This window comes from Pseudomonas sp. BIGb0381, assembly GCF_024809815.1.
Taxonomy (GTDB): domain Bacteria; phylum Pseudomonadota; class Gammaproteobacteria; order Pseudomonadales; family Pseudomonadaceae; genus Aquipseudomonas.
The window spans coordinates 744,056-770,373 of sequence record NZ_JANUEN010000001.1 but is presented as its reverse complement, the minus strand read 5'-3'; the positions used below and the strand labels follow the sequence as shown (position 1 = coordinate 770,373).

13 protein-coding genes are annotated in these 26,318 nt (G+C 64.7%); 3 read left to right on the top strand and 10 right to left on the bottom strand.

The window, feature by feature from the left end; all coding sequences use genetic code 11:
* Positions 1–50: 50 nt before the first annotated feature.
* The 3 genes from M2397_RS03635 to dinG all read right to left on the bottom strand — a co-directional run bounded on the left by M2397_RS03635 (position 51) and on the right by dinG (position 5,819).
* Positions 51–1,196 (bottom strand): serine hydrolase domain-containing protein, encoded by a 1,146-nt coding sequence (locus M2397_RS03635; RefSeq protein WP_259242303.1) that lies wholly within the window; start codon positions 1,194–1,196, stop codon positions 51–53.
* A gap of 82 nt (positions 1,197–1,278) precedes the next feature.
* Entirely contained in the window at positions 1,279–3,576 is a 2,298-nt protein-coding gene (locus tag M2397_RS03630; protein ID WP_184744433.1) for a beta-galactosidase, read from the bottom strand.
* A 98-nt stretch (positions 3,577–3,674) separates the two neighbouring features.
* Positions 3,675–5,819, bottom strand: a complete 2,145-nt coding sequence (dinG, locus tag M2397_RS03625) for an ATP-dependent DNA helicase DinG (protein ID WP_027604440.1) — start codon at positions 5,817–5,819, stop codon at positions 3,675–3,677.
* A gap of 99 nt (positions 5,820–5,918) precedes the next feature.
* Between dinG and M2397_RS03620 the strand changes: the two genes are divergently transcribed.
* On the top strand, positions 5,919–6,383 hold the full coding sequence (locus M2397_RS03620) for a CopD family protein (RefSeq protein WP_167654861.1): 465 nt from the start codon (positions 5,919–5,921) through the stop codon (positions 6,381–6,383).
* A 37-nt stretch (positions 6,384–6,420) separates the two neighbouring features.
* Here the strand turns inward: M2397_RS03620 and M2397_RS03615 are convergent, their stop codons facing one another.
* Together M2397_RS03615 and M2397_RS03610 are read right to left on the bottom strand one after the other, a co-directional pair.
* Entirely contained in the window at positions 6,421–7,179 is a 759-nt protein-coding gene (locus M2397_RS03615; protein ID WP_131697215.1) for a collagen-like protein, read from the bottom strand.
* Positions 7,180–7,335: 156 nt separating this feature from the next.
* A complete protein-coding gene (locus M2397_RS03610; protein WP_131697216.1) occupies positions 7,336–8,031 on the bottom strand; it encodes an OmpA family protein in 696 nt (231 codons plus the stop codon).
* A 191-nt stretch (positions 8,032–8,222) separates the two neighbouring features.
* Here M2397_RS03610 and M2397_RS03605 point away from each other — a divergent pair, with 191 nt between their 5' ends.
* A complete protein-coding gene (locus M2397_RS03605; RefSeq protein ID WP_131697217.1) occupies positions 8,223–8,720 on the top strand; it encodes a DUF6231 family protein in 498 nt (165 codons plus the stop codon).
* A gap of 302 nt (positions 8,721–9,022) precedes the next feature.
* Here M2397_RS03605 and M2397_RS03600 read toward each other — a convergent pair whose 3' ends face one another.
* Together M2397_RS03600 and M2397_RS03595 are read right to left on the bottom strand one after the other, a co-directional pair.
* Positions 9,023–10,438, bottom strand: coding sequence for a diaminobutyrate--2-oxoglutarate transaminase (locus M2397_RS03600; protein WP_184744435.1), 1,416 nt, complete (start codon positions 10,436–10,438; stop codon positions 9,023–9,025).
* Between the two features lie 180 nt (positions 10,439–10,618).
* Entirely contained in the window at positions 10,619–10,834 is a 216-nt protein-coding gene (locus M2397_RS03595; protein ID WP_131697219.1) for an MbtH family NRPS accessory protein, read from the bottom strand.
* A 292-nt stretch (positions 10,835–11,126) separates the two neighbouring features.
* Between M2397_RS03595 and fhuF the strand changes: the two genes are divergently transcribed.
* Positions 11,127–11,852 carry a siderophore-iron reductase FhuF gene (gene fhuF / locus M2397_RS03590; RefSeq protein ID WP_145334998.1) on the top strand — a complete coding sequence of 242 codons (726 nt, stop codon included), beginning with the start codon at positions 11,127–11,129 and terminating at the stop codon, positions 11,850–11,852.
* Between the two features lie 14 nt (positions 11,853–11,866).
* Here fhuF and M2397_RS03585 read toward each other — a convergent pair whose 3' ends face one another.
* The 3 genes from M2397_RS03585 to M2397_RS03575 are packed head-to-tail and all read right to left on the bottom strand — an operon-like array spanning position 11,867 to position 26,318.
* Positions 11,867–13,510: a cyclic peptide export ABC transporter gene (locus M2397_RS03585; protein ID WP_131697221.1), complete on the bottom strand. Its 1,644-nt coding sequence runs from the start codon at positions 13,508–13,510 to the stop codon at positions 11,867–11,869.
* The gene (locus M2397_RS03580) at positions 13,510–17,292 is read right to left on the bottom strand and encodes an amino acid adenylation domain-containing protein (protein ID WP_259242302.1); all 3,783 of its coding nucleotides are present in this window, start codon (positions 17,290–17,292) and stop codon (positions 13,510–13,512) included. Before M2397_RS03580 ends, M2397_RS03585 begins: the two co-directional genes overlap by 1 nt.
* Positions 17,289–26,318 (bottom strand): non-ribosomal peptide synthetase, encoded by a 9,030-nt coding sequence (locus tag M2397_RS03575; protein WP_259242301.1) that lies wholly within the window; start codon positions 26,316–26,318, stop codon positions 17,289–17,291. The genes M2397_RS03580 and M2397_RS03575 overlap by 4 nt, the downstream gene beginning before the upstream one ends.

Sequence of the window (26,318 nt, the reverse complement as noted above, 5' to 3'; positions counted from 1 at the left end):
GTCTTCTTATAGTTGCCTTTGTAACAAAAAAATGTGAAACAGCAAGGGGTTTACAGACAACCGGCCAATATTCTGACCAACTTCTGTGCCCGTGGGTCCATAAGTACATAAGGCCCCAATGTATTAGTCACGAAACCAAACGCTACATCATGCTCAGGGTCGGCAAAACCCACCGAACCACCGGCGCCTGGATGCCCGAACGCACGGGCGCCAAGGCCAAACGTAGCATTGGGCAACTGTGGTTGATCCAACATGCAGCCCAGCCCGAAGCGGGTTTGTGTCAATAATGTTTTATCCGGCCCGATACTGTGTTCACGGGTCAATTCTTCGAGCATGTCGGCTTCCAACAAACTACCGTCCAACAAACCACTATAAAAACCGGCCAGGCTACGCGCATTACCGTGACCATTTGCCGCCGGCTGCTGCATGCGTCGCCATTCAGGTTTATTAGTACTGGTGAGAATAGACGGTGGATTGGCAAATGCCCGCGTCGTCAAGGCAGTAGGCTCGCGCATCATTACTTGCAGTAAACGTTGAGCGGCTTCATCGCCCATATTGCCTTTGCTGCGCGCAATATGTGCAACACGATAAAACTCTTCGTCGGCCAGGCCCACGTGGAAGTCCAGCCCCAGCGGCCGGGCCACCCGCGCCACAATGGACTCACCCGGCCCACGCCCATCGGCGCGGCGCAGCAATTCGCCGACCAGCCAACCGTAGGTGATCGCCTCGTAGCCATGACCCTGGCCCGGCGTCCACCACGGGGCTTCGGCGGCCAGGGTATCGACCATCAATTGCCAGTCATACAAGGCTTCGGCGGGCAGCATCTCGCGGATTGCCGGCAACCCGGCCTGGTGGCAGAGCAACTGGCGCAGGGTGATGCTTTCCTTGCCGGCGGCGGCAAACTCAGGCCAGTACTTGGCCACTGGCGCGTCCAATTGCAACTTGCCCTCGGCCACCAGTTGCAGGGCCGTGACGGCGGTGAAGGTCTTGGTGGAGGAAAACAGGTTGACGATGGTGTCGCTGTGCCAGGCCTCGGTACCGTCCTTGTCGGCGGTACCGGCCCACAGGTCAACGACGGTTTCGCCGCCGATCTGGATGCAGAGCCCGGCGCCACGCTCCTGCGGGTCATCGAATAACGCGGCAAACGCTTCACGCACCGCTTCGAACCGGAGCTCGTAATGACCCTGAACCTGCACCTAAGCCCCCTCGGAAAACACCGTAAAAAGTGGCCGACATTGTTCCAGCCATTATGGAGTTTGTGAACCCATCAACGATGAATCAATGACCATTTCCCGAATGCCCACCGGCGTGTCCGGCGCCCTGCCCCGGGCCTTTGCCATCACGCCCTGGATTGCTGCCTTCGCTTTCATGAACCGTGCTGGCGGCCTTGGCCTTTTCCGCTTCCTTACCCAGTTGATCCACCGCCGCCAGGTTGCTTCTGCGCACACTGTCGACAAAACCCTGGAACGGTACGTCAGTGATGCCCACCAGGCCGAAGTGACCGTTTTCACCGTCCAGCAACCGGCCGGTCACTGGCTGATCCAGGTACTGGAACCAATGCACGCCGACAATTGACGGCTCGGCCATGGCTTGTTTGAGGAAGTTGGCATATGCCGCGCTACGCTCTTCTTCCCTGGCCAACTGGGTCACGCCGCCCCAGAACGGGCCACGGTCCGCAGAGCCGAAGTTGAATTCAGTGATCAACACCGGTTTGTCCAGTGCACGAAGCGCGGCAAAGTCATAGCCATCCTGGGGTTTGAGCGTGTACATGTTGAAGCTCAGCACATCGCAATACTGCGCACACGACGCCACGGCCTCCGGCGTACTCACCGCATAACGCCCGCCCAGCAGCAGTTGGTTGGGTGCGTGCCATTTCAGCGAATCGGAGATGGTCTTGAAGTAGGCATCGGCAAAGGTCTTCTGGAAGTATTTGAAGTCAGCTTCGATTTCCGGGTGCTCAGGGTTGGGCATCGGCGGCTCGAAGCCTGGATCTTCCATCAACTCCCACCCCGCCAACTCGATGCCCCAGGCTTTCGACAGGCCTTGCTCGTTGCGGTACTTGTCACGTAATTGCTTGAGGAACGCGCGCTTGGCCGGTACGTCGGTGGTCATGCGCAAAGTGCCGTAGGCCAGGGCGTAACGGGATTTCGGATCATCGCCAGGGCCCGCCCAGGCCAGTTCGTTATCGGCGAAGAAGCCGATCAGCCAGGGGTCATCGCGGTGGTCGCGGGCGGCGATAGCCACCGCGCGCTCGGTCGCCATGGCGAAACGCGGATCGAACGGATCGGGCATGCCGCCCCACCAGTCGGTGCCGGTGCTGATGCTGGCGTAGTCGCCGACGATCGACAACGGCAAGGTGTACGGCACACGGTCGGCACTGGCCAACGCGCCGTCGCTCCAGTTGCCGACGGTATTGAAGCCCCAGGCTTGCAGGCGATCAAGGGTGTGGGTCACCCAGCGTTTCTGGTCAAACCCTTCGCCGCCATAAGTGCGCTGCAGGTTGGCGCCGTAAAAATCGTACCAACGTCCGGCACCAAAGCCACGACCTTCACCCGCACCATTGCCGGTGCGGTTATCGCCGCTGCCGTAATACTTGTCGAAGGGTTCGCCGGCCTTTGGCAGCGCCGCAAACATCCACTCGCGACCGGCCACGTAGGTCTGGCTGTTGTCCGGGGCCACGGTATTGACGCCCAGGGAATAGAACGGATGACCTTCCGGGGTCACCAGGTACCAGCGACCGTCGCGCTTTTCGGTGCGGAAAAAGCCGCTGGCCTTGAACGCCGGCCCTTTGTTCCAGCCGCCGAACTTGTCCAATGCGGATTTATCACGCGCGGCCAGCCAGCCCTGCAGTTGGGTTTGCTCCTTTGCGGCGGCCGCCTTGAGTTGTTCGTCGCTGCTGACCTTTTCCGGCCAGCGCGCGCGGGTGGACTGGCCATAAGCATCTACCAGTTCGCTGTAGGCCGCCTTCAGCACCGGCTCGCTGTCCTGCACACCAAAGCGTTCCAGCAGAATGCTTTGCGCGGCGTTGGGCTTGATCATCGACAGGGTCACCGAGACCACTTGGCTGCGGTCGATTTCGCCAGCGCTGCTGGCCAGCAACACACGCTGGCCGTCCACGGTGATCGGCATCGGCGGGCCGGCCTTCATGCCCTGGCTCAACGGCGAGTTGGCTTGCAGCGGTACCAGCAAGGTCTGGGCCGGTCCGGCCGGCAGGTCGATGCGGCTGACCAGGGTCTTGCCATCGCTGCTCTGCACCTTGACATAGAGGGTCAGCGCCCAGTCCATGGCGCTCTGGATACGCAGGCTCATGGCGCCGGACTGCGACCAGTCCCAGGCACCGGTCTGTGGGCTGAGCACCAGGCTCGGCTCGGCGGCCGGATTGAAGGTGATGCGACGCAACACCTCGCCTTCCGGGGTTTGTTCGGCGTTGTATTGCGGCAGGCTGGCGTCCTGGGTCGCCACCTTGACCACATCGGCAGGCCGGACGAAGTTGAACAATGTCTGTTGCCCCGCGGGCGCGGCCATCAAGGGCGCAGTAAACAGCAGGGCAAAAAGGGCGGGCAGCGTGCGAATCATACGAACAAGGTTCTCCCAAACGGCCGGTGAATGGCCTGATGACATAAATCGATAGCAGTGAGATAGACCACAAAGTGGGCGAATTCGCCCACGGTGGCTTAAGAAATTTCGCGCCGGAACGGCGGCAACGCATTCAGGATCGCCTTGCCGTAGCGCTGGGTAACCAGGCGGCGGTCGAGCAAGGTGATGGTGCCCCGGTCTTCCTCGGTACGCAGCAAGCGACCGCAGGCCTGCACCAGCTTCAAGGAAGCATCCGGCACCGAGATCTCCATGAACGGGTTACCGCCCCGCGCTTCGATCCACTCGGCCAACGCGGCCTCGACCGGATCATCCGGCACCGAGAACGGGATCTTGGCGATCACCACGTGTTCGCAGTAGGCACCGGGCAAGTCCACGCCTTCGGCGAAACTCGCCAGGCCGAACAGCACGCTGGAATCCCCGCCATCGACCCGCGCCTTGTGCTTGTTCAGGGTTTCCTGCTTGGACAGGTTGCCCTGGATAAACACCTGCTTGCGCCAGTCGCGGTCGAGGCCGTCGAACACGTCCTGCATCTGTTTGCGCGACGAGAACAACACCAGGGTGCCGCGCGAACCTTCCACCAAAGAGGGCAGGTCGCGGATGATCGCCGCGGTGTGCGCCGGTGCATCCCGTGGGTCGGCCTTGAGATCGGGCACCCGTAGCACACCGGCGTCGGCATGATGGAACGGGCTTGGCACTACCGCCGTGACGGCCTTTTTCGGCAAGCCCGCGCGCATGCGGAAGCGGTCGAAGGTGCCCAGGGCGGTCAGCGTGGCCGAGGTCACCAGGCAGCCATACGCCACGTTCCATAGGTTGCGCCGTAGCATTTCGGCGGCGAGGATCGGGCTGGCGTTGACCTCGATATCAAACAACGCACCGCTTTCCGACAGGGTCAGCCAGCGGGCCATGGGCGGGTTGTCTTCCGGGTCTTCGACGGTAAAGGCCGTCCACAACTCCCAGTTGCCCTGGGAACGGGACAACAGGCTGCCGAACAGCGGGTACCACTCCTCGGCCTGGTTGCTGGCGATGCCGATGTTGACCTCACCGTCCATGCCTTCCTTGAGCAGGTCGGTCAGGCGGGTGAACAGGTCGGTGAGGCGCGAAAAGCCTTTCTTCAGTTCGATGCCCATTTCGCGCATATGCTCGGGAATCATCCCGCCGACAAAGCGGTGGCGCGGGCGCTCACGGCCTTCCACATCCTCACCGGGCTTGAAGTCGGCCACCTGTTCGCAGGCGCTGAACATGAACTGTTGCTGGGTCTTGATCTCCCGCGCCAGCTCCGGCACCTGTTCGATCAGCTTGCCCAAATCGCCGGGCAGTGGGTGCTGGGCGAGCAATTTAGTCAAATTCTTCGCGGTGGTTTCCAGCCAGTCGGCGGTGGAGCGCAGGCGCGTGTAGTGGGCGAAGTGGCCGATGGCCTTGTCGGGCAGGTGATGGCCTTCGTCGAATACATAGAGGGTGTCGCGCGGGTCCGGCAGTACCGCGCCGCCGCCCAAGGCCAGGTCAGCCAGCACCATGTCATGGTTGGTAACGATCACGTCAACCTTGCCCATGCCTTCGCGGGCCTTGTAGAAGGCGCACTGGCCGAAGTTGGGGCAATGACGGTTGGTGCACTGGCTGTGGTCGGTGGTCAGGCGTGCCCAGTCGGCATCTTCGAGGGCCGTGGGCCAACTGTCGCGATCGCCGTCCCATTTATTGCCCGCCAGCTTTTCGATCATGCTGGTAAACAGCTTCTGGCTGACCTCATCCACCTCGATCTTGAAGCCTTCTTCCTCGAACAGCGACGCCGTGGCAGTTTGTGCATGGCCTTCCTGCAGCAGCACGTCGAGCTTGGACAGGCACATGTAGCGGCCACGGCCCTTGGCCAGGGCGAAGGTGAAGTTCAGGCCGCTGTTGCGCATCAGGTCGGGCAGGTCTTTGTAGACGATTTGCTCTTGCAGGGCGACGGTGGCGGTGGCGATCACCAGGCGCTTGCCGGCGGCCTTGGCGGTAGGGATCGCAGCCAGGCTGTAGGCCACGGTCTTGCCGGTACCGGTGCCGGCTTCGACGGCGACGACGGCGGGCTCACCTTCGCGGCGGCCTTCGTCATCGGTGTCGATATCCCCGAGGACCTTGGCCACTTCGGCGATCATCAGGCGTTGGCCGTAGCGCGGTTTCAAGCTCTTGGCTTCGAGAAAACGCGTATAGGCGCCCTGGATCGTGGTTTTGAGTTCAGTGCTGATCATGGATAGTCGGGCGCAAAAAACGCTGGATAAATTTTCAGTGGTTCGGATCGGCCGCTATCATACCCCGCTAATTAATCCCGCGCAGAACGGAGTACCACAATGACCGCGTTTAGCCTCGCTTACACCCTGCATGTATTGGCCGCCCTGATATGGGTCGGCGGTATGTTTTTCGCCTGGATGATCCTGCGCCCCGCCGCCGTGGCGGCACTTGAAGGCCCTGCCCGGCTCAAGCTGTGGGCAAATGTGTTTCAACGTTTTTTCGTGTGGGTGTGGGTGGCGGTGCTGGTTTTGCCGATCAGCGGCGTCGGCTTGTTGCAACTGCGCTTCAGCGGATTTGAAACCGCACCGCGTTATGTGCAGGTGATGATGGGGTTGTACCTGGTAATGACGGCGCTGTTTATCCGCATCCAGGCGCTGAAGTTCCCGCAGCTGCGCGCGGCGGTGGCAGCCGAAGATTGGCCGGCGGGTGCGGCTGCACTGGGGCAGATTCGCAAGCTGGTGGGAATTAATTTGATCGTGGGGTTGGTGGTGGTGGCGATTGCTTCGGCTCGGCCGATGTTCTGAGTACAGCTGCAAGCCTGAAGCTTGCAGCTGCGGCTCTTTAGAGCCGCTGAATAGTCACTGTACCCGCAGGCCCCACCGGTCCCGGCTGCCCTTCCAACCCTGGGCGGCCCTTCTCGCCTCCCTCGGTGCGGTACACTAGGCAGCCTTTGGACTCCCCACCTTTGCCCGGCTTGCCGGCCGTACCGGCCAAACCGCCAGCACCGCCATCCACCCAGACCTTGATGTGTTCAGCCGGGAAGTCCTTCGGTAACTCCACGCGGACCTGTGCACCCGCACCACCCGGCAAGCCATCGCCGCCATTGTCGCCATTGGCACCGCGCCCAGCCGAACCCCAGGTGCACCCAGGATCCACGCCATTGGCGCCATCCAGCCCGGCATACCCTTGGGCACCGGCGCCGCCACGGGCATCCACCGACAGTTCTTCAGCCGTCAGCGAGTTGATGCGCAAGGTCAGGTCACGCCCGGCCTTGGCTGGTTTTTCATGGGTACCGGGGGCACCGCGCGAAGTGATCTGGCTGCCATGCTCAAGTTGCGCATGCCGCACCTGCAGTTGCAGCGCGGTATTGCCAGGAACCATTGCGATGCGTGCATCGCGGCCCAGGTGCAGTTCATCCACCGTGACCTGGCTGATGGTGGCCGGAATCAGCAAAGTGCCGTAGTCCGCCACGTCCAGGCGCTCCAGTTGCAACACGCTGGTGCTGGAGGGAAGGCGCATCAATGAGTTGGTTTCAACACTGACGCTCTGGGCCAGGGCAACGGGGCTGACCAACAGGGCCAACAGAAAAACCTTACGCATCATGGGGCTCCTGAGTGTTTTCGAATTTTTCTTTGGATGCACAGTAACGACTTCTACAGGCGATTTGCCAGTGAAGGTTCAAAAAACTTGAGAGGGCTGCGATTTAAGCGAGGATCGCCGGCAATGCCCCTGTGGATACCACAGGGGCAAGGGCTGTCAGCGGTTGATCTGGATTTCCGTACGGCGGTTCAAGGCGCGGCCTTCAGCGGTCTTGTTGTCGGCGACCGGATGGCTTTCGCCCGCGCCGGTTACAGACACAAAGGCACTGCGGGGCACACCGGCGCCGACCAGGTAATCGGTGACCGAATGCGCACGTTTTTCCGAGAGTTTCTGGTTGTAGGCGTCTTTACCGACGCTGTCGGTGTGACCACTGACCCGCAGTTGGGCGCTCGGAGCTTCCTGTTTCAGGCGCGTGGCAATGGTGTCGAGTTTGGTTTTATCCGCTGCCGTCAACTTGGCGGAGTCGAACTGGAAGTGCACATCGCGGATCACAATGGTTTCTTCCTTGACCACGACAACCTCCTCAACCACCGCCGCTGGCGGCGCCGGTGGGCAACCATTGGCGTCGACCTGCACGCCTTTCGGCGTGCCCGGGCACTTGTCGCGGCTGTCCGGCACGCCATCGCCATCTTCGTCGCCATCGCCGTGCACCCAGCAATAGGCGCCGGCCATGCCGCCGACCAGCAAGGCACCATAGCCTGCGTAGGCTGAGCTTTCAGTCGCACCGATCGCCGCACCGGTCACACCGCCGACAGCGGCGCAGGTAGGCCAATCGGTTTTTTGCAAGCCTGCGCAACCTGTCAATACTCCGGTTAGCAGAACCAAAGGTAGAGCTGTCCGCATGATGCTCATCTGACTTTCTCCTGAGGGGATCGGCGGGGGCCGATGAGTGGAGTAAAGACCGCTCTTTTCAACTGCGCCACTACGCCACGCCCCCGGATTCATTGAGGATGGCAGCCCACGTAGGACTTTTCGCAACCGCCCGCTCTAGGCCCGCACGCTCAGCCGCGCTAGTCTCTACGGTCATGATGTGAGGATTTCTGATGACCGCTGGTATTTCTTCCCGTACGCCCCAGCAAGCCTTGGCTGCACTGCTGGATCTGCACCAGCCAAAACGCCTGTTGCTGTTGGGCGCCAGCCAGTTCCCGGCGCTGGATGCATTTAAAGACGCACACCCGGATACCCAGGTGTTTTGCGCCGATCCAGGGCCATTGCCGCAAGCATTGGCGGCACTGCGTTTTGACCTGGCGCTGGTGGTCGATTGCCTGGAGCACCTGTCAAAACCCCAGGGCCTGACCTTGCTCGGCGGCATCCGCAACCTCAACGCCAGCCGCATTGCGGTGCTGGTGGACCTGGGCGCCTGCGGATGGAAGGAAACCGACTTCTTCTCCCTGGCCCTGCAGGCCGGTGAGCGTTTCCAGCGCGATGAACAGGTCCTGACGCTGTTTACCTACGATCTGCTTGACTATAAACAGGTGCCGGACTGGCTCAACGCCCGTTTCTGGGCCAACCCGGAAAACTTTGGAAAGTATTGGTGGTAACCCGATGATCTGACACCTTGCAAGCGTTAGATCCTCATCGTATTAGATGATAGCCCTACATATTCCCAGTCTTAGCTGGTGATTACGGGGCGATCTAATGACCCTGAATCTGTTAAAGCAGCCTTTTTTTCGGCCGTTTTTGCGGGGCTGCCATTGGTATTGTCTTACCTGCCTCGCCTACGTTTTTCAACGGCTTGCTAAGGGTGACTGGCCCGCGGCGCAGCTCGCTACCGATTCACTGCCGCCCAGCCTGCCATACCGGTGCGGCCACCACCCTGCCAGGAACCTGTGGCATACCTGCATCAGCTCGCGGCGGCGATCTCCACGTTCTGCGCCGCCTGGTAGAGAATCTGCCCAACCAGATCGACCTCCGCTTCGCTGATGATCAGCGGCGGCAGGAAGCGAACGGTTGCGCCGTGCCGGCCGCCCAGCTCGACGATCAGGCCACGCTCCAGACAAGCACGTTGTAGCTTGCGCGCCCGCTCGCCATCGGTAGCGGGCTGGCCAAGGGCATCCTGGCTGGCAGGATCGATGATCTCCATGCCCAGCATCAGACCACGGCCGCGCACGTCGCCGATCCAGTCGAACTCGGCCTGCAGCCCGTGCAGCAGCGTCTGCAAGCGTGCTCCGACGTTGCGCACATGGCTGCAGATGCCTTCGCGCTGAATGAAGCGCAAGGTGGCATCGCCTGCGGCCATGGCCAGTTGATTACCTCGGAAAGTGCCGGCATGGGCCCCGGGCTGCCATTGATCCAGCTCGCCCCGATAGACCACCACCGACAGCGGCAGACCACCGCCGATAGCCTTCGACAGCGTCACCACATCAGGGGTGATGGCGCTGCGCTCAAAGGCAAACAGATCGCCGGTGCGCCCGATACCGCATTGGATCTCGTCGAGGATCAGGGGAACACCGTGCTCACGCGTGATCGCCCGCAGCCCCTGCAGCCAGCGATCAGGGGCGCAAATCACCCCGCCCTCGCCCTGCACCGTTTCCAGGATCATGGCCGCCGGCTGGGTCACGCCGCTTTCCGGGTCGGCGAGCAGGTGGCGGATGTAATGCAGACTGGCGTCAATCGCCTGCTCGCCGCGCAGGCCGAACGGGCAACGGTAGTCATGTGGATACGGCAAGAATTGCACCCCCGCCAGCAGGCCACCCAAGGCATTCTTCGGCCCCAGGTTGCCGCTCACAGACAGCGTGCCGAGGGTCATACCGTGATAGGCGCCATGGAACGCCAGGATGCTCTGCCGCCCGGTTGCCGTGCGCGACAGCTTGAGCGCCGCCTCCACTGCGTCCGCCCCCGTGGGGCCACAGAACTGGATGCGCGCGTCCCTGGCGAAGTCGCCAGGCAGCAGATCGAAGACCGTCTCTACGAAGGCATCCTTGATCGGCGTACTCAGATCGAGGGCATGCAGCGGTATGCCCGAGGCCAGGGTCTTCTGGATCGCCTCCACGGTCACCGGGTGATTGTGCCCCAGAGCCAGGGTACCGGCACCGGCCAGGCAATCGATGTACACCTGCCCCCGCGAGTCCTCGACATACACCCCCTGCGCCCGCTTGAGCTCCAGCGGTATGCGCCGTGGGTAGCTGCGCGCATTCGACTCGCGCTGCATTTGCCGCTGCAATGCCGGCGTGCTGTCCAGGCAATAGCGCTGGCTTAGCCCGCTGTGCCGGTACTGGAGTTCGAGCGTGGTGTTGGTGATCGGGGGGATTGCATTCATGAGTGCATCCTCGTGTTGCGCGGATAGCGCGTTATCTGACAACGCTGCCGGAACGTGCGTCATGCAGTGAACGACCAGCCAACTCAGGCGATTCCTAGTTGCTGCTATCGGCTACCGGACAACGCAGCGGGGGGCTGTCGCCCGGCAATACGGAAAACCATGGGCTGGATGCACAAGGCCTCAGCCGCGATCCTGGGGCTGCATGGCTTGACGCAAGCTCAAAGGCCGCATGTCAGTCCAGAACGACTCGATAAAAGCCAGGCACTCCTCCTTGCTGCCCTGCTTGCCGGCCGCGCGCCAGCCTTGCGGTATCTCCTTGTAATCCGGCCAGATCGAATACTGCTCCTCATCGTTGACTACAACCAGAAATCGCGTTTCAGGACTGTCCAGACTCATGTTCCACTCCGTTTTCACTGAAGATACGAGTGCTCGCAGGGTAGTTTGAGCTTTGCATGCGAGCGGCTGTAGGATAATACAGTTAATAATAATTATCATTAGACGTTAGCGTGATGCGCTTACCCGCCCTGGTGTCACAGACAGGGTTAGCCTGCATGCCCCCGGTTTGTTTATACTGATCGCCACCGTTGATAACGAGTCTCAACAGCAAGCGCCTGACTATGCCTCGACCCGCAGCCTCCCTGACCAAGCATTGCGCAATGCCGCCTGACGGTGACACTGGGCCGCGAGGATGATCGCCAGCCTCGCCCCGCTGTTCAGCGGCCCGCTGGCGGACTATGGGGAAAACCTGCAACTGGCCAGTGATCAACAGCAGGCAATTGCCGGCTCGCAATTGTTTCAGCCGGACTATTTCGCCGAGTTCATTCGTGAACTGGCAGCCCGCCATGGCAGCGACGATTTCATGGCGCTGACCTCTATCTGGTCGAAATGGTATTTCTGCTTCATAGCACCCGCCGTGGCGGCCAGCTTGCTCTTGCAGCGCGAGTTGCCTATCGCCCTGAGCGATGTCGGCGTCATCCTCTCGGCCGCGGGAAAGCCGCTTGCCCTGCACCTGCCCCATGAAGGCAGCGTTCTGCCACCCTGCGCGCCCTTCGCGCGCTTCGACGCCTTGATCGAGCGGCATCTGAAACCGGTGATCGAGGTAATGGCCAGCGTCTCGAAAGCCTCGCCACGACTGTTCTGGAGCAACGCCGGCAACCTCTTCGAATTCGCCACTACCCAAATCGAACTGCATCGATTGGCAACGTTCGATTGCGCAGCCCCGGCCAGAACCGTGCTGGAAAGCCGCCTGCGCCCCGATGGCCGGCGCAACCCGCTGTTCGCCCCGGTGTACTACAAGGACGTCGGCGCTAACGAACCGCAGCGGTTACGCCGTATCTGCTGCATTCGCTACCGCCTGCCCGGCATAGGCTATTGCAGCAGTTGCCCACTCGACCGCGACAAAACACCCGAATAAGCCGCTCCAAGCGGCTACCTGACCAACTGGAAAGGGTTCTCGCTGGTGTGGTCATAGTCCACCAACTGGCCGTAATCAAGCCGGTAGATGCGATCGGCCACGTCGAAGTAGCGGTCATCGTGAGTGATGGCGATGACCGTTTTTCCGGCCGCCTGCAACTCGGGCAGCAGCTCGTGGTAGAACACGTGGCGGAACACCGGGTCCTGGTCCGCCGCCCATTCGTCGAGCAGCAGCACCTCGCGACCCTCCATCATCAGCAACAGCAGGGCCAGGCGCTTGCGCTGCCCCTGTGAAAGGGCCGTGGTGGACAGGCGTCCATCGACAAACTGCACCTTGTGCGCCAGCCCCAGGCGTTGCAGATAGTGATCGACCCGCTCCTCCAGCCCATCGAGCTGGCCGTTCTCACCGAGCACATCGGCGAACAGATAGAAGTCGGCGAAGATCGCCGCGAAATGTTCGCGGTGCCACTCGCTGTTCGAGACATCCAGCGTCACGCCATTGAGCGCGACCGTCCCCTCGCTAGGCTGGTAGAGCCCGGTCAGCAATTTGGCCAGGGTCGACTTGCCGCTGCCATTGCCGCCGACGATAAAGATCAGTTCGCCACGGCGAACGTGCAGATCGATGGGGCCCAGCTGGAAGGCGAATTCGTCGCTCTGCCCGGGGTAGCGGTATTGCACGTTGCTCAGGCGCAACTCACGGAAAGGCTCGGCGGCCTTGGGCGGCAAGGTGAAGTGCACCGTCTCGCCCAGGGCCAGGTCATCGATGGCCTGCAAGGCCACATGGCCGCGGATCACCGTCGGGACGGCATCGAGGATCATCGAGATCGGCGTACGCAGGAACATGATCGCCAACACATAGCCCACCACCACCTGCTGGCTCAGCAGCCCGAGGCCCTGACCGAGGAAGAACAGCGTACCGATCAGCAAGAAAACCAGCAGCGACGTCCAGTTCAGGTTGATCGCCCACAGGGTATCGGCGCGTACCGAGGCCTGCAGCGAGGCCTGCGCGATCGGCTCCAGGCGCTGGTTGTACAGCATCTGCCGACGCTCCCGGCTCAAGGCCAGTTCGCAGCGGCCGTTAATGGTCGCCTCGAACTGCTCGGTCAACCGGTCGTCCTGCTGCCGCACCTGCTGCATCAGGCGCTTGACCTTGCGCCCGAGCAGCACATCGAGCAGCACGCCGAAGGCGATCACCGCCAGGGTCAGGGCGAAGAAGGGCAGGCTCAGCCAGGCCATGTAAGCCAGGCCAGCCAGCAGCAGCAAGCCGTTGTACAGCGAGATCGGCAATTGCTTGAAGGCCGTGGCCACGGTGGTCACGTCCTTGGTCAGCGCGTTGTAGATGCGCGGGCTGCCCAGTCGCTCGATGCGCTCCAGGGCGGTGCCCAGCACCTTGCCCACCAGGCGCAGGCGCAACTGATAGACCAGGCGATGGCCAATCTGCACCAGCAGCCACTGGGCCAGGGTGCCGCTGACGAACAGCAGCAACAGCAGGCCGGCGAACAGCGCCAGCGCCTGGCTCAGGTCATCCAGCCCCTGCTCCAGGCTGCGGTTGATATAGCCGATCAGGCCGATGCTGCTGATCGCACTCAAGGCACTGCACAGCACCGCCAGGAAAATGCGCCAGCGCGCATCATGCAGCAGTTCCTTCAATAACATCATCAGTTCGACACCTTCTCGGCTTGGTGTTGCGGCGCAATGCTTGGCGCCAGCAAAGACAACAGATCCTCACTCACGCGCGGCTCGGCAAGGATCGCATGATGGCCGACATCCAGGCTCCGATCATGCAGCGCCTTGCGCGTGTGCGCCTGCCAGGGTGTACGCAGATCACCGTGGGCATTGCTGCGCCATAACCAGATGGGCACGTCGACCACCGGTAAGGCCTGTTCGTACAGGCGCGTCTTGATCGCCCGGTAGCGCACCATCACGGCCTGCAACTCGGCATCAGCGCCGTGCGATTGCAGATGCTCACGCACCTCGGCGTCGGCCAGCATGCGGGTCACTCCCTCAGCATAATCGCAATCGACCAGTTGCCGGGCCAGACGCTCGCGCAACGTATCGCCAAGCGGCCGCGAACGGCTGCGACACAGGAACACCAGGTCGGCGAGCAACTGGCCACCCTCGTCGCCGTCGCCAGCAAGGCTGCGCTGCGGATCATGATCCACCGTCGCCAAGGCCTTGATGGTGAAGCCGGCTGACTGTAGGTGCGCAATCAACAGCAGCGCCAGGCGAGAAGCCAGGCACCAGCCCAGCACCACCAGCGGCCGCTGCTTGAGCGACTCAGGAATACTCTGTACATAGCGCTGCAGCAGCCTGCCCAGATCCTTGCTTTCCCAACCCTCGCCAAATGCCGCCAGGCCATAAACGGCCTGGTTTTCGCCAAGTTGCTCCACCAACGGTCGGTAGTCTTTCAGGTGGCCCTCCGCGCCATGTACCAGGAGCAAGGCAGGCGTCTCACCGGCCACATCGTTCAGCACCTGCCAGCCCTCGCTACTCGCGCCCTGATCGAGGCTCTGCACCAGTTCGCGCACGGTCTGCCGCTCGAACAGCAGATTAGTCGGCGGGTTGAGCCCCAGTTGCTCGCGAATCAGCGCCACCACCTTGATCGCCGCCAGGGAATGCCCGCCCGTGGCGAAAAAGTTGTCGCTCACGCCGAGATCCTCGACACCCAGCACACGGCACCAGATTTCCAGCACGGCGCTTTCCAGTTCGCCGACCGGGGCCACCCGCGCACCTTGCAGGCGCTGTCGGGCACGCTCCAGCAGCGCCTGCCGATCGAGTTTGCCATTGCTGTTCAGCGGCAGGGCTTTCACGGCGAAGATGCCGGCGGGCAGCATGTAGTCCGGCAGTTGTTGGGCCAGATCGTCGCGCAGCAGGTTCGCGGCCCGGCTCTGCCCTTGCTCCTCCACGACGAAGGCCAACAGGCGCTCACCATCAAGCAACACCGCCGCCTGCTGCACACCCGGCAGGCCGCGCAACGCCTGTTCGACCTCCGCCAGTTCCAGACGAAAACCGCGAATCTTCACCTGCTGATCATTGCGCCCGAGAATGCGCAAGGCACCATCGGCCTGGCGCAACGCCAGATCACCAGTGCGATACAGGCGCGCGCCGGACCGCAGGTCTTGGCCGAATGCCGAACTGCCGACATCCCCCAGGTAGCCACGGCCGACACTGGCCCCGGCCACGCACAACTCGCCCGCCTGCCCGCAGGGCACGGGGCGCTGTTGTTCGTCGAGCAGATAGATGCAGTTGTTGCCGAGCACCTGGTTCAAGGCCGTGCCGCTCGCCCCCTGCTCGCTGTCGATGGCCCGCCAGAGCACGCCGACCGTGGTTTCGCTCGGCCCGTAGTGGTTGTACAGGCGGCAACCAGACCCTGCCTGTGCCAGCCGCGCCAGCAGGCTCTCGCCCACCGCTTCGCCGCCAAGCACCAGCACCTGACGCGGCAGCACACCCTCCAGCGGATGCTCGCCGATCAATGCCTCGAGGTGCGATGGAACGATCTTCAGCACATCCAGCGGATGATCGCGCAGCTCCTCGGCGAAGGCCTGCGCATCGGTGACGCTGGCCTGGCTCAGCAGGTGCACGCAGCCCCCCTGCAGCCAGGCCGGGTACAACACGGTATTGCCCAGGTCGGCGAGCAGCGACGACACCAGCCCGTAGTGAGCACCTGCCGGCAGATCCAGCGCGTGAGTGATCTGGCTCGCGTAGTGGCGTAGCTGCCCCTGCTCGATCTGAACGCCCTTGGGCTTGCCGCTGGTGCCCGAGGTGTAAAGCACATAGGCCAGGTGCTGCGGCGCGCTGGCCACAGGCGCAGCGAGTGGTGCAGCGCTGCTGGCCTTCGACCAGGCCAGGCTGGGCACCTCGCAGACCAGGTTCGACTCATCCAGATGCAGCAGAACAGCAGGTTTGGAATCCTCGAGAATGCTGGCCAGACGCAGCGGTGGCAGCGCCGGGTCCAGCGGCAGATAGGCCGCGCCTGCCTTGAAGCAGGCCAGCATGGCGACCAGCATCTGCGCGCCACGCGGCAGCAGCAGCGCCACCACCTGGTCAGGGCCAACGCCGGCCTGCTGCAAACTGCCGGCCACCCGTTCGCTCAGCTCATCCACCTCGGCATAGGACAACAGCTGCTGGCCATCGCGCAGCGCCGGGCTGGCCGGCTGGTGGCGCGCATGGGCACGGAATCGCTCGACGATATCGACGTCCGCTGGCAGTTCCCCGCCAGTCGCTGTGGGCTGCGCCTCCTCCGTCAGCACGGTATCCAGGCCGTCCAGCGGCGCTTGCGGCGCCTGCAGCAGTTGGCCGATCCAGTGCACGTAACGGCGCAGCAAGAGCTGCATCTGCTCACGGCGATACAACCCGGTGTCGTACACCAGCGCCAACTGGCCCTGGCCGGACTCATCCAGCAGCCAGTGCAGTTGCAGTTCCACCGGTGTGTCGAAGGACAAGGCCTGCAGCGCCTGTACCTCGGCCAGATGCTGCACGCGCAGCCCGGCCTGATAGCTGGCGCGCCACTCCGGCAGCAACTCGGCCTGGCCGAGGTACTCCTGCCAGAGCACGGCGCTTTCCAGTTGCCGGGCCAGTTGCCGGGCCAGGCTGACCCAACTGGCGTGCTCGGACAAATGCACCTGCATGGGCAGCGTTTGCTCGAACAGCCCGTAGGCGCCCTGCAGCTCCTCATAGTCGTCACGCGGGTCGTGCTGCAGGCCCAACTGCGCATGGCGCTGACCGTTCAGGCGGCCGAGCAAGGCGCCCCAGGCTGCCAGGGCGAGTGGTTCGATGGCCAAAGCCTCGCTCCCGGCCAGTGCCTGCACGGCACTGCACAGTGCAGGTTCGAGCGCCTGCTGCACGCAGCCACGGGCACCGCTGGCCATTCCATAGCGTTCGATCAGGCGCAGCCCCGGCACCTCCTGCAGGGCCAGGTTGCGCCAGAACTGCGCGCCCTGCTCGGCGTCCTCGTCCAGTTGCAGGCCGGCGATCCACTCGGCGTAGTCGCTGTACTGCATCGGCTCGGCCTCCAGTGCCGCGCCCTGCCCCAGCAGCTCACGGCGCAGTTGCTCGAGGCTGTGCAGATCCAGCGAGCAGGCCGGCAGCGCCAGCCATAGCTGCTCGTCGCGCCACCAGGCCAGCAGGTCGGGCTGCTGCGCCTGGCACTGGGCCTGGGCGTCGCGCTGCCAGGCCGCCGCATCGGTGCCGGCACCCGCCTGGTGCCAGTCCAGGCGCAACTCGCCCGGCTCGGCCACGCGCTGGCGCAGGCCAGTGGCGCCGAGCGGGCGCTGATAGCGCAGGCGCAGCGCATCGTGTTGGCCCAAGGCGTCACGCAGGCGCTGTTCGACCCGCTCTGGAGCAACGCCGGCGAGCGTCATGCGCACCCAGCGGTACGCCTGCGGGTTGGCCTCGGCCAATTGCTTCTGGGCCGGGGAAAGAGGCAGGCCAAGATCCATCATGAGGTCATCTCCAGAGCGTTTTCCTCAGCCGTAGCCGGTGCGGCCGCGACCTGATCGCGGCGATAGATGTCGCCCATGGCGACGACGATGCGCCGCTCGCCCTCGAAGGGGTCGCGGGCATGGGCGGCGAGCATGTTGTCGAGCATCACCACATCGCCGCGCTGCCAGTCGAAGCGCACCGCACAACGCTCGTAAGCGGCACTGATCGCCTCGATGGCGGCCTCTTCCAGTTCGCTGCCATCACCGTAGAACACCTGCCGGGGCATGACGCTATCGCGCCCCTTGAGGAACTGCTCACGGATATCGGCATCGAGAAACGCCGGATGGTAGAGCTGGATCTGGTTGAAGAAGCTGGCATCGCCGGTCAGCGGGTGGAGGATCACCGCCGGGCACACCTGACGCGTATGCAATTCGTTGGCGCCGCGCCACTCGAACTCGATCCCGCCCTCATGGCAGATGCGCTCGGCCTCGGCACGCTCCTCAGTCTGGAAGAAGTGCTGCCAGCTGACATCCAGGCTGGCGCTGAAATTGCGCACGTACATCAGTTGCTTGCGACGCAGCTTGACCTGCAGCCAGGCCGGCAGCTCGCGGTACACCTCACGGCTGTCGACGATGGGCGTGGCCCCGCCGCTGGTGGCCGGCGTCTCGCAATAGAACCACTGCCGGCGCGGCCAGCGATGCTGGTGAGCGCTCTCGTTGTGGAACATGATCATGCGGTCCTTCGGATAGGGCGTGGACTTGTAGATCTTGTTGCCGCCCTCCTTCTTCGGCAGATCGCCGTACTGGCCGTACAGCTCCGGGCACAGCGCCTGGCAGAACTGCTCGAAGTCCGCCGGGGTCGGCAGATCGAAACCACGGAAGATAATCCCGCCGTGCTCGCGCAGCCAGCCTTCCACCTGCTCGCGATTGCTCTCGGCCCACACGGCGGGGGCCAGCTCGCGCTCGCGCAGTTGCACCAGCAGGGGGAAGCTGGAGCCGGCACGCAGCGGCCGGGTTTCGATCGGTGTGGCCGCGGCAGCCGGGCCATTCTGGCGCAGCTTGCCGAGCTTGCTCATCTTGCGTTGCAGCGGGTTGTCCGTGGTGGTGGACATGGCAGCGGCTCCCTTGGAAGGCAGAGGTAAGGCATCGATGGGGCTGTCCGGCGCACCCAGCGCAGCATCGAGCAGCGCCAGGAAGCTGTCGCGCAAACGCTCGATGGTGGCTGGGCGGAACAGGCTGGTGCGGTACACCCAGCGCAGGCTGAGGGCATCGCCGTCGGGGGTGGCGAACAGCGCCATGTCGAACTTGGAGTGTTGTTGTTCACGGCTCACCGGCGTGACCTCGAGGTTGCCGAGGCGGCGCGGCTGACGCGGCGTGTTGTCCAGTACGAAAAGGGTCTGCAGCAGCGGATGCTGGTTGGCCCCACGCGGCAGGTCGAGACATTCCACCACCTGCTCGAACGGTGTGTCCTGCCAGGCGAAGGCATCCAGGCAGACATCGCGCACCAATGCCGCCTGCTCACGGAAGCTCAGCTCCGGTTGCAGGCGAATGCGCAACGCCAGCAGGTTGACGAAGAAGCCGATCAGTGCCTCGGTAGCCGGGTGTTCGCGGTTGGCCACGTCGGTGCCGATGACCAGGTCGCGGCCCTGGGTTTCGCGCTGCAGCACGGCGGCATAGACGGTCAGCAGCAACATGAACAGCGACAAGCCGCTGTCACGCTGCAAGGCCTCCAGGCGTGCCAGCGTCGCCGCTGGCAACTGGAAGTCCAAGGCCGCACCACCAGCGCTATCGCGCTCGCCGCGTGGGAAGTCGAACGGCAACGGCACCTGGCTCGGTACGCCGGCGAGGGTACGTTGCCAGAACTGCTGGCCCTGGCGCTGACGGGCGCGCAGCGCCGCTGAAACCTGCCAGGCGGCATAGTCGACGTACTGGATCGCCAGTTCGCGCTCCACGGGCAGCCGGCCCTGGCTGTAGGCCTCGTAGCCTTCGACCAGCTCACCGATCAGCACCGAGCCGGACCAGCCGTCGGAGGCGATATGGTGCAGCACCAGTTGCAGCACATGCTCCTGCTCGCCCAGGCGATACAGCACCGCGCGCAGCGGCGCCTCAACGCTCAGGTCGAACGGGCGCGCGGCCATTTCATGTTCAGCCTGCGCCCACTGCGCCTGGCTCAGGGTCGCCAGTTGCAGCGTCAACGCAGAATCCGCCTGGATGCGCTGGCGCGCCTCGCCCTGCTGCTGATGGTAGGTGGTGCGCAGGATCGCATGGCGCCGTATCACACGCTGCAAGGCCCGCTGCAACGCCTGGGTATCAAGGGCGCCACGCAGGCGCACGTTGCTGCTCATGTTGAAGCTGCTGTCGCTCGGCTGCAGTTGCTGCATCAGCCAGACCCGTTGCTGCGCAGGCGACAGCGGCTGGTCGATGTGCTGATCGACCCGCGCGATGCTCAATCCAGCCGGGTCGAAGGCGGTGGCCTGGGTGTCCAGGCGCGCCGCCAGCTCCGTCAGCAAAGGCGTCTCGAACAGCCAGCGCAGCGGCACCTCGAAGCCCTGCTCGCGCAGCCGCGAACGCACCTGCGCGGCCATCAGCGAGTGCCCGCCGAGCTGGAAGAAATGCCCATCGAGCGGCACCTGCTCAAGTTGCAGCACCTGGCCCCAGATCTCGCTCAGCAGGGCCTCGCTGGCGCTCATTGGCCGCTGCGCGCTGCCTGCTGCCGCCTGCTGCTGGTTGCGCAACTGCGGCAATTGCTGGCGATCCACCTTGCCGTTGCTGTTGAGCGGCAATGCCGGCAGCGCTTGCAGATGAGTTGGCAGCATATACACCGGCAGACGTGCCTGCAGATGTTCACGCAGCTCGTCTGCGCTCGGCTCGCCAGCCAGACTGGCAACCCAGAACGCGGCCAGGTGCTCACCCTGCACCGCCACCACCGCCTGGGCGACCCCCGGGTGACCGAGCAGCGCCGCCTCGATCTCGCCCAGCTCGATACGGAAGCCGCGCAGCTTGATCTGATCGTCGCTGCGGCCCAGGTAATACAACTGCCCATCGGCCTGCCAGCGGGCCACATCGCCGGTGCGGTACAGGCGCCCGCCAGCGCCGCCGAACGGGTCGGCGATGAAACGCTCGGCGCTCAGCGCCGGCTGCCCGGCATAACCACGGGCCAGCCCAAGGCCTGCGATATACAACTCGCCGGCACGGCCTGGCGGAACCTCACAGAGAAACTCGTCAAGCACATGGCAGCGCGTGTTGAGCAGCGGCCGGCCAATCGGCACCACCGGCTGATGCAGCTCCTCCACCGACGTCTGGGTCGACCAGACGCTGGTTTCGGTCGGCCCGTAGACGTTGATCAGGCAGCCGACGAGCTGCTTCAGCTCGCTGGCCATTTCCGCCGCCAGGGCCTCGCCGCCGGCCAGGGCGACCCGCCCGGCCAGCACCTGGCGATCGCCCTGCAACAGCATGGCCCAGGTCGCCGGGGTGGCCTGGATCAGCTCCACCGCCCGCTCACGGATCAACTGCGCCAGCAGCAGCGGGTCCTGGCGTTGCTCGTCATCGGCGAGCACCACGCTACCACCGCGCACCAACGGCAGGCACAGTTCCAGGCCGCTGATATCGAAGGTCACGGTGGTCAGCGCCAGGTAGCGCTGCACGCCGTCCAGCGGCAAGGCGCGCTCCATCGCCAGCAGGAAGTTGGCAAAGTTGCCCCGGCTGATCTGCACGCCCTTGGGCTGCCCGGTGGAGCCGGAGGTGTAGAGCGTGTAGGCCAGTTGCTGCAGGTGCCTCGGCAGCGCCGGTGCATCGGCCGGCTGCGCCTGTAACGCCAGGTCCTGCCAGAGCTGGCAGCGCACCGTGGCTGGGAAACGCTCATCCTGAAGGTCGCACAGCAGCAGATGCGGCCGTGCCCGCTGCACGATGGCCGCCTGCCGCGCAGGCGGATGGCTCGGATCGAGCGGCAGGTACTGCGCCCCGGCCTTCTGGATGCCCAGCAGGCAGACCAGCAGACGCTCGTCGCGCGGCAGGCAGAAGGCGATCGTTGACTCCGCCGTCACACCTTGCGTCAACAACCAGTGCGCAAGCTGGTTGGCCTGTGCCTGCAACTGCCCGTAGCTCAGTTGTCGGTCGCGGCAGAACACCGCGGTGCGCTCGGGATGCAAGGCGGCCTGAACCTCGAAGCGGGTCACGAAATCCGCCTCGATGTCCAGCTCGGCAGCTTCGCCCGCGCTGTGCAGGCGTTGTACCGAGGGCAGTGGCAGCGCCAGCAGCGGCTGCTGCAGATCGAGATGCGCCAAGCTGGCCAGCACGCCCAGGTAGTCGTCCACCAGGCACTGGATGCGGGCCGGGTCGAACAGCGCGGTGGCGTACTCGACTATCAGTTGGCTGCTGGCCTCATCGCCGCGGCCCTGGCTGAACAGGTTGAAGGTCAGGTCGAACTTGGCGCTGATCGCCCCCTGCGGCAATGCCAGGGGCGCTACCGTGACGCCCGGCAGTTGCAGATTGCGCTCGCCGAGGTGATCGACCTGGTAGTTGAACATGGCCTGGAACAATGGCGTGCGGTCTAGGCTGCGCTCGACCTCGAGCACGTCGAGCAGGCGCTCGAACGGCAATTGCTCATGGGCCCGATCATCCGCCAGGCGCTGGCCAAGGCGCTGCAGAAAATGCTCCAGGCTTTCCAGCTCATCAAGCTGCACGCGGTAGACCAGGGTGTTGACGAACAGACCGACCAGCGCCTGGCTGTCCGCAGCCTCACGCCCGGATACCGGCAGGCCGATGGCGAAATCGCGGCGCCCGGCGTGTTTCCAGAGCAGCAGTTGCTGCGCGGCGAAATACAGCACGAAGGGGGTGACCCCAAGCTGCTTGGCACGGGCCGCGATTGCCGAGGTCAGCTCGCCTGGTAACGGGAACTGCTCTCGCGCGCCGGCATACGCCTGCAGTGCCGGGCGCGGGCTTTCGCTGAGGGCCAGCGGCTCGTCACTCAAGCCCTGCAGGCGCTGCTGCCAGTAATCGAGCAGTACCTGGCCGACATCCCCTTCCAGCGCCTGGCGCTGCGCTTCGATCACTTGCAAAAGGCCCGTTCTGGGCGCGGGCTGACGGCCCTCGTAGAGAGCGGCCAGATCCTGCACCAGCAGCCCCATGGACCAGCCGTCCACGGCGATATGGTGGGCGTTGAACAGCAGGCGATAGTCGTCTTCAGCGAACTGGAACAGGTCGATGGCCACCAGCGGCCCATGGGCCAGGTCGAAAACCCGCTGCGCGGCCAGGGCAATCGCTGTCTCCCGCGCATCTGCCGGCGATGCGCGCAGATCGTGCAGGGCGAAGCTGGCCTCGGGTGCCTCCACCAGGCGCTGACGCACCTGCCCGTTGTCCTCGAAGAAACGGCAACGCAGGGCTTCGTGACGTTCGATCAGGCTCAGGCAGGCGCTGCGCAGGCGTGGCACGTGCAGTTCACCCTGCAAGACCAGCAGTTGCGTGACGTTGTAGGCGGTGGTGTCGGGTTCGAGCTGCTGCATGAACCACAGCCGCTCCTGGGCATGGGACAGCCGCGCCACCGCGCTGGCCAACGCTGGCGACGCCTCTGCCCGCTCGCTGCGGGTGGCAGGCGCCGGCTCCAGCGCGGCCGCCAGTTGCCGCGGCGTGGGGTTTTCCAGCAACTGGCGCGGCATCAGGCGCAGGTCGGCCTGGCGCAGCCGGGCGATCAGTTGCAGGCTGAGAATCGAATCGCCACCAGCGGCGAAGAAGTCATCGTCCAGCCCCAGTTGCGGCTGGCCCAGCAGTTCTCGGAAGGCCGCCAGAATACTGGCCAGACGCGGCTGCGCGCGGCAGTCGGCACTTGCTGCCATGGCCGCCAGGGTCGGCTGTTCCAGCACGTCGCGCGGCTGCAGCCGGAGCCCTTCGCGCGCGGCCAGGCCGATCAGTTGCAAGCTGAGAATCGAATCGCCGCCGAGGGCGAAGAAATCGTCCTGGCGAGTGACCGCGGCGCAGCCGAGCACCTGGCACCACAGCCGGGCCAGCAATTGCTCGCTGACGCCCTGGGGCGCCTGTCCGCCCTCGTCCACCGCCACGTTAGTTTCAGGCTCAGGCAAGGCGCGGCGATCGAGCTTGCCATTGGCGGTCAGCGGCAAGGCGTCCAGGCTCGACCAGTACGCCGGCTGCAGCGGTTCGGGCAGTTGCGCCCGGGCCTGCGCCTGGATGGCGCTCAGTTCGTCCGGGGTCAGGCGCGGCGCGAGATAGGCCACCAGTTGCATGCGCCCCTGAATCTCGCGTGCCAGCACAGCGGCTTCGCGTACCAGCGACTGCCCGCTCAGCCAGGTACTGACCTCACCGGGCTCGACGCGGAAACCGCGAATCTTCACCTGATCGTCCTGGCGCCCGAGGAACGCCAGACGCCCATGGTGATCCAGGCGTACCCGATCACCGCTGCGGTAGAAACGTCGCCCTGCGTCATCGATGAAGGCGACGGCAGTGACTTGCGGCTGGCCAAGGTAGCCCAGCGCGACCTGGGGGCCGCCGATCAGCAACTCGCCCGCCACGCCGCGCGGCACGGGCTGGCCCGCCGCATCGACGATACGCAGCTCGGCACCGGCCAATGGCTGGCCCAGCGGCAGGTAAGCGCCTTGCCCGGCCTCCGTCACCTCGCCACAGACCACACCGACGGTGGTTTCCGACGGGCCGTAGTGGTTGAACACGCGCAGCTCCGGCGCCAGTTCGCGGATGCGGGCAAACAGCGCCGCATCGAAGCCTTCACCGCCCAGGATCAGCAACTGCCGCGGCAGTACCCGCCGGGCATCGTCCAGCGCCAGCAGGCCACGCAAATGCGAGGGGGCGATCTTCAGGCAGTCCACGGGATGTTGGGCCAGGAAATCGGCCCAGCCTGGTGGATCGAAGGCCAGGGCGGCCTCCGGCAGGATCAGCGAATCACCTGAGTGCAAGGCGGCGAAGACGCAGGTCAGGCCGAGGTCGGCGGCGACCGTGGCCAGGGTCGCCCAACGGCTGCTGGCGCTGGCCTGCAGGCGCTGACTGACGGCGGCGGCGTAATGCGCCAGGTTGGCATGGCTGACCAGCACGCCCTTGGGCTGGCCGGTGGAGCCCGAGGTGTAGATCAGGTACGCGGCCTGCTCGGGCTGGCTAAGGCTGGGCACAGGCTGGCACGGTGCGGGTGCGGCGAGATCGGAGGCGCTCAGTTGCAAACGCGCGACCGCGCCGTTCAGCGCTGGCGCCTCGGCCAGGGTCAGCAGCAGGCTCGCCGCGCTGCTTTCAAGCAGTTGCTGCAAGCGCTGCACGGGCTGCGCCGGGTCGAGGAACAGGCAGGTCGCACCACGTTGCCAGCAGGCCAACATCGCCAGCACCTGCTCGGCGCTGCGCGGCATGCACAGGGCGACTACCTGACCGGGGCCGACGCTCTGCTCGGCCAGGCGCAGCGCCAGTGCCTGCACGGCATTGGCCAGATCGCCATAGGCCAGCGACTGCCGCGTATCGCACAAGGCGGGCGCTTGCGGCGTGCGCGCGGCCCACTGCTGCACCTGTCGATCCAGCGGCTCAGGGCTGGCGCCCAGCGCGGGGCCATGCAGTTCGCTGCCCGGCGAGGCCAGCCGCAGTGCCGACAACCGCTGTCCGGGATTGACTGATGCCTCCTGCAGGATGGCCTGCAGATCGTCGAGCAGTTGCTCGATGGTGGCCGCCTCGAACAGCTCGTCGCTGTATTCCAGCTCGCAGCGCAGGCGCTGGTCGGCGCAACGCAGCAGACGCAGAGTGAGATCGAAACGGGCATGACGCTGCGGCGGGTCGAGCACCTCGACGCTTACCCCCGGCAGGCTCAGGGTGCGGCTTTCCGGTAATTCGACCTGCACGAACATGGCCTGGAACAACGGGCTGGAACGCGGCCGATCGAGGGCTTCGAGGATCTTTTCATACGGCAGGGTCTGCTGGTCGAACGCCGCCGCCACGCTGTCGCGGGTGCGCAGCAGGGCGCTGCGAAAGTCCGGGTCGTCCTCCAGGCGCTGGCGAATCACCAGGGTGTTGAGCAGCGGCCCGATCAGCGGCGCCAGTTCGGGGCGATCGCGTTGCGCCACCGAAGTACCCAGGCACAGGTCACGCTCGCCGCTGTAACGCGCCAGCAGGCAGGCAAAGGCGGTCAGGCCAAAGATGTACAGGGTCACGCCCTGCTCGCGGATGGCCCCATCCACCTGCGCCGACAAGTCAGCCGGCAATTCGCGCACCCGTACCGCGCCGCTATGGCGGCGCTGGTTGGCGGGCGGACGCGGATGATCGCAGGGCAAGGCCAGCGGCCCGGGCGCATCAGCCAACTGGCTGCGCCAGTAATCGAGCTGCTGGCCGCAGGCGTCGCTGGTCAGCCACTCGTGCTCCCAGGCGGCATAGTCGGCGTACTGGATGTCGAGCGGCGGCAACTGGGCTGGCGCGCCCAGGCTCAGGGCACGGTAGCCCTCGGCCAACTCGCGGGTCAGTTGCTGGGCCGACCAGGCATCGTAGGCGACGTGGTGGATGGTGAAGAACAGCCAGGTGCTGCCCTGCTCGGCATCGCTGAACGCGCGCCAGCGCCAGGGCACCTCGCGGCTCAGGTCGAAGGGCTCGGCCAGCTGCCGGGCGTACTCGTCGGCGCACCATTGCTGCGGGTCGGCAAGCGCCTCGCGGGGTAGCGGCTCGACCGCCGGCAGGCCCGCCGTCCAGGGCTCGCAGTGCGCCTGCAAGCGGCCTTGGGCATCGGCCACGTAGCGAGTGCGCAGGATCGTGTGCCGCTCCACCAGTTGCTGCATGGCCTGCTGCAGGCACGCCAGGTCCAGACGGCCATCGAAGCGCAGCACCGAGCAGAGGTTGTACAGCGCACGGCTGCTCAGGGCCTCGGCCGAGAGAAAACGCAGTTGCGCATGGGCCAGCGGCACCGCTGCACCCTCCCTGCCAGCGGCCGGGACGATGGGCAGGCGCCAGCTATCGATGCCCTTCTCGGCCAGGCGCTGGCGGAACAGCTGCTTCTTGTCCGCCGGCAGTGAGGCCAGGCGCTGGGCGATCTCGACAAAGGCCTGTTGGTTGGTCGCATTCAT

Bases quoted from the DNA above. Each gene is read 5' to 3' on its own strand.
- M2397_RS03630 (WP_184744433.1), bottom strand. From the start codon at position 3,576: ATGATTCGCACGCTGCCCGCCCTTTTTGCCCTGCTGTTTACTGCGCCC.
- dinG (WP_027604440.1), bottom strand. From the start codon at position 5,819: ATGATCAGCACTGAACTCAAAACCACGATCCAGGGCGCCTATACGCGT.
- M2397_RS03620 (WP_167654861.1), top strand. From the start codon at position 5,919: ATGACCGCGTTTAGCCTCGCTTACACCCTGCATGTATTGGCCGCCCTG.
- M2397_RS03615 (WP_131697215.1), bottom strand. From the start codon at position 7,179: ATGCGTAAGGTTTTTCTGTTGGCCCTGTTGGTCAGCCCCGTTGCCCTG.
- M2397_RS03610 (WP_131697216.1), bottom strand. From the start codon at position 8,031: ATGAGCATCATGCGGACAGCTCTACCTTTGGTTCTGCTAACCGGAGTA.
- M2397_RS03605 (WP_131697217.1), top strand. From the start codon at position 8,223: ATGACCGCTGGTATTTCTTCCCGTACGCCCCAGCAAGCCTTGGCTGCA.
- M2397_RS03600 (WP_184744435.1), bottom strand. From the start codon at position 10,438: ATGAATGCAATCCCCCCGATCACCAACACCACGCTCGAACTCCAGTAC.
- M2397_RS03595 (WP_131697219.1), bottom strand. From the start codon at position 10,834: ATGAGTCTGGACAGTCCTGAAACGCGATTTCTGGTTGTAGTCAACGAT.
- fhuF (WP_145334998.1), top strand. From the start codon at position 11,127: ATGATCGCCAGCCTCGCCCCGCTGTTCAGCGGCCCGCTGGCGGACTAT.
- M2397_RS03585 (WP_131697221.1), bottom strand. From the start codon at position 13,510: ATGATGTTATTGAAGGAACTGCTGCATGATGCGCGCTGGCGCATTTTC.
- M2397_RS03580 (WP_259242302.1), bottom strand. From the start codon at position 17,292: ATGATGGATCTTGGCCTGCCTCTTTCCCCGGCCCAGAAGCAATTGGCC.
- M2397_RS03575 (WP_259242301.1), bottom strand. From the start codon at position 26,318: ATGAATGCGACCAACCAACAGGCCTTTGTCGAGATCGCCCAGCGCCTG.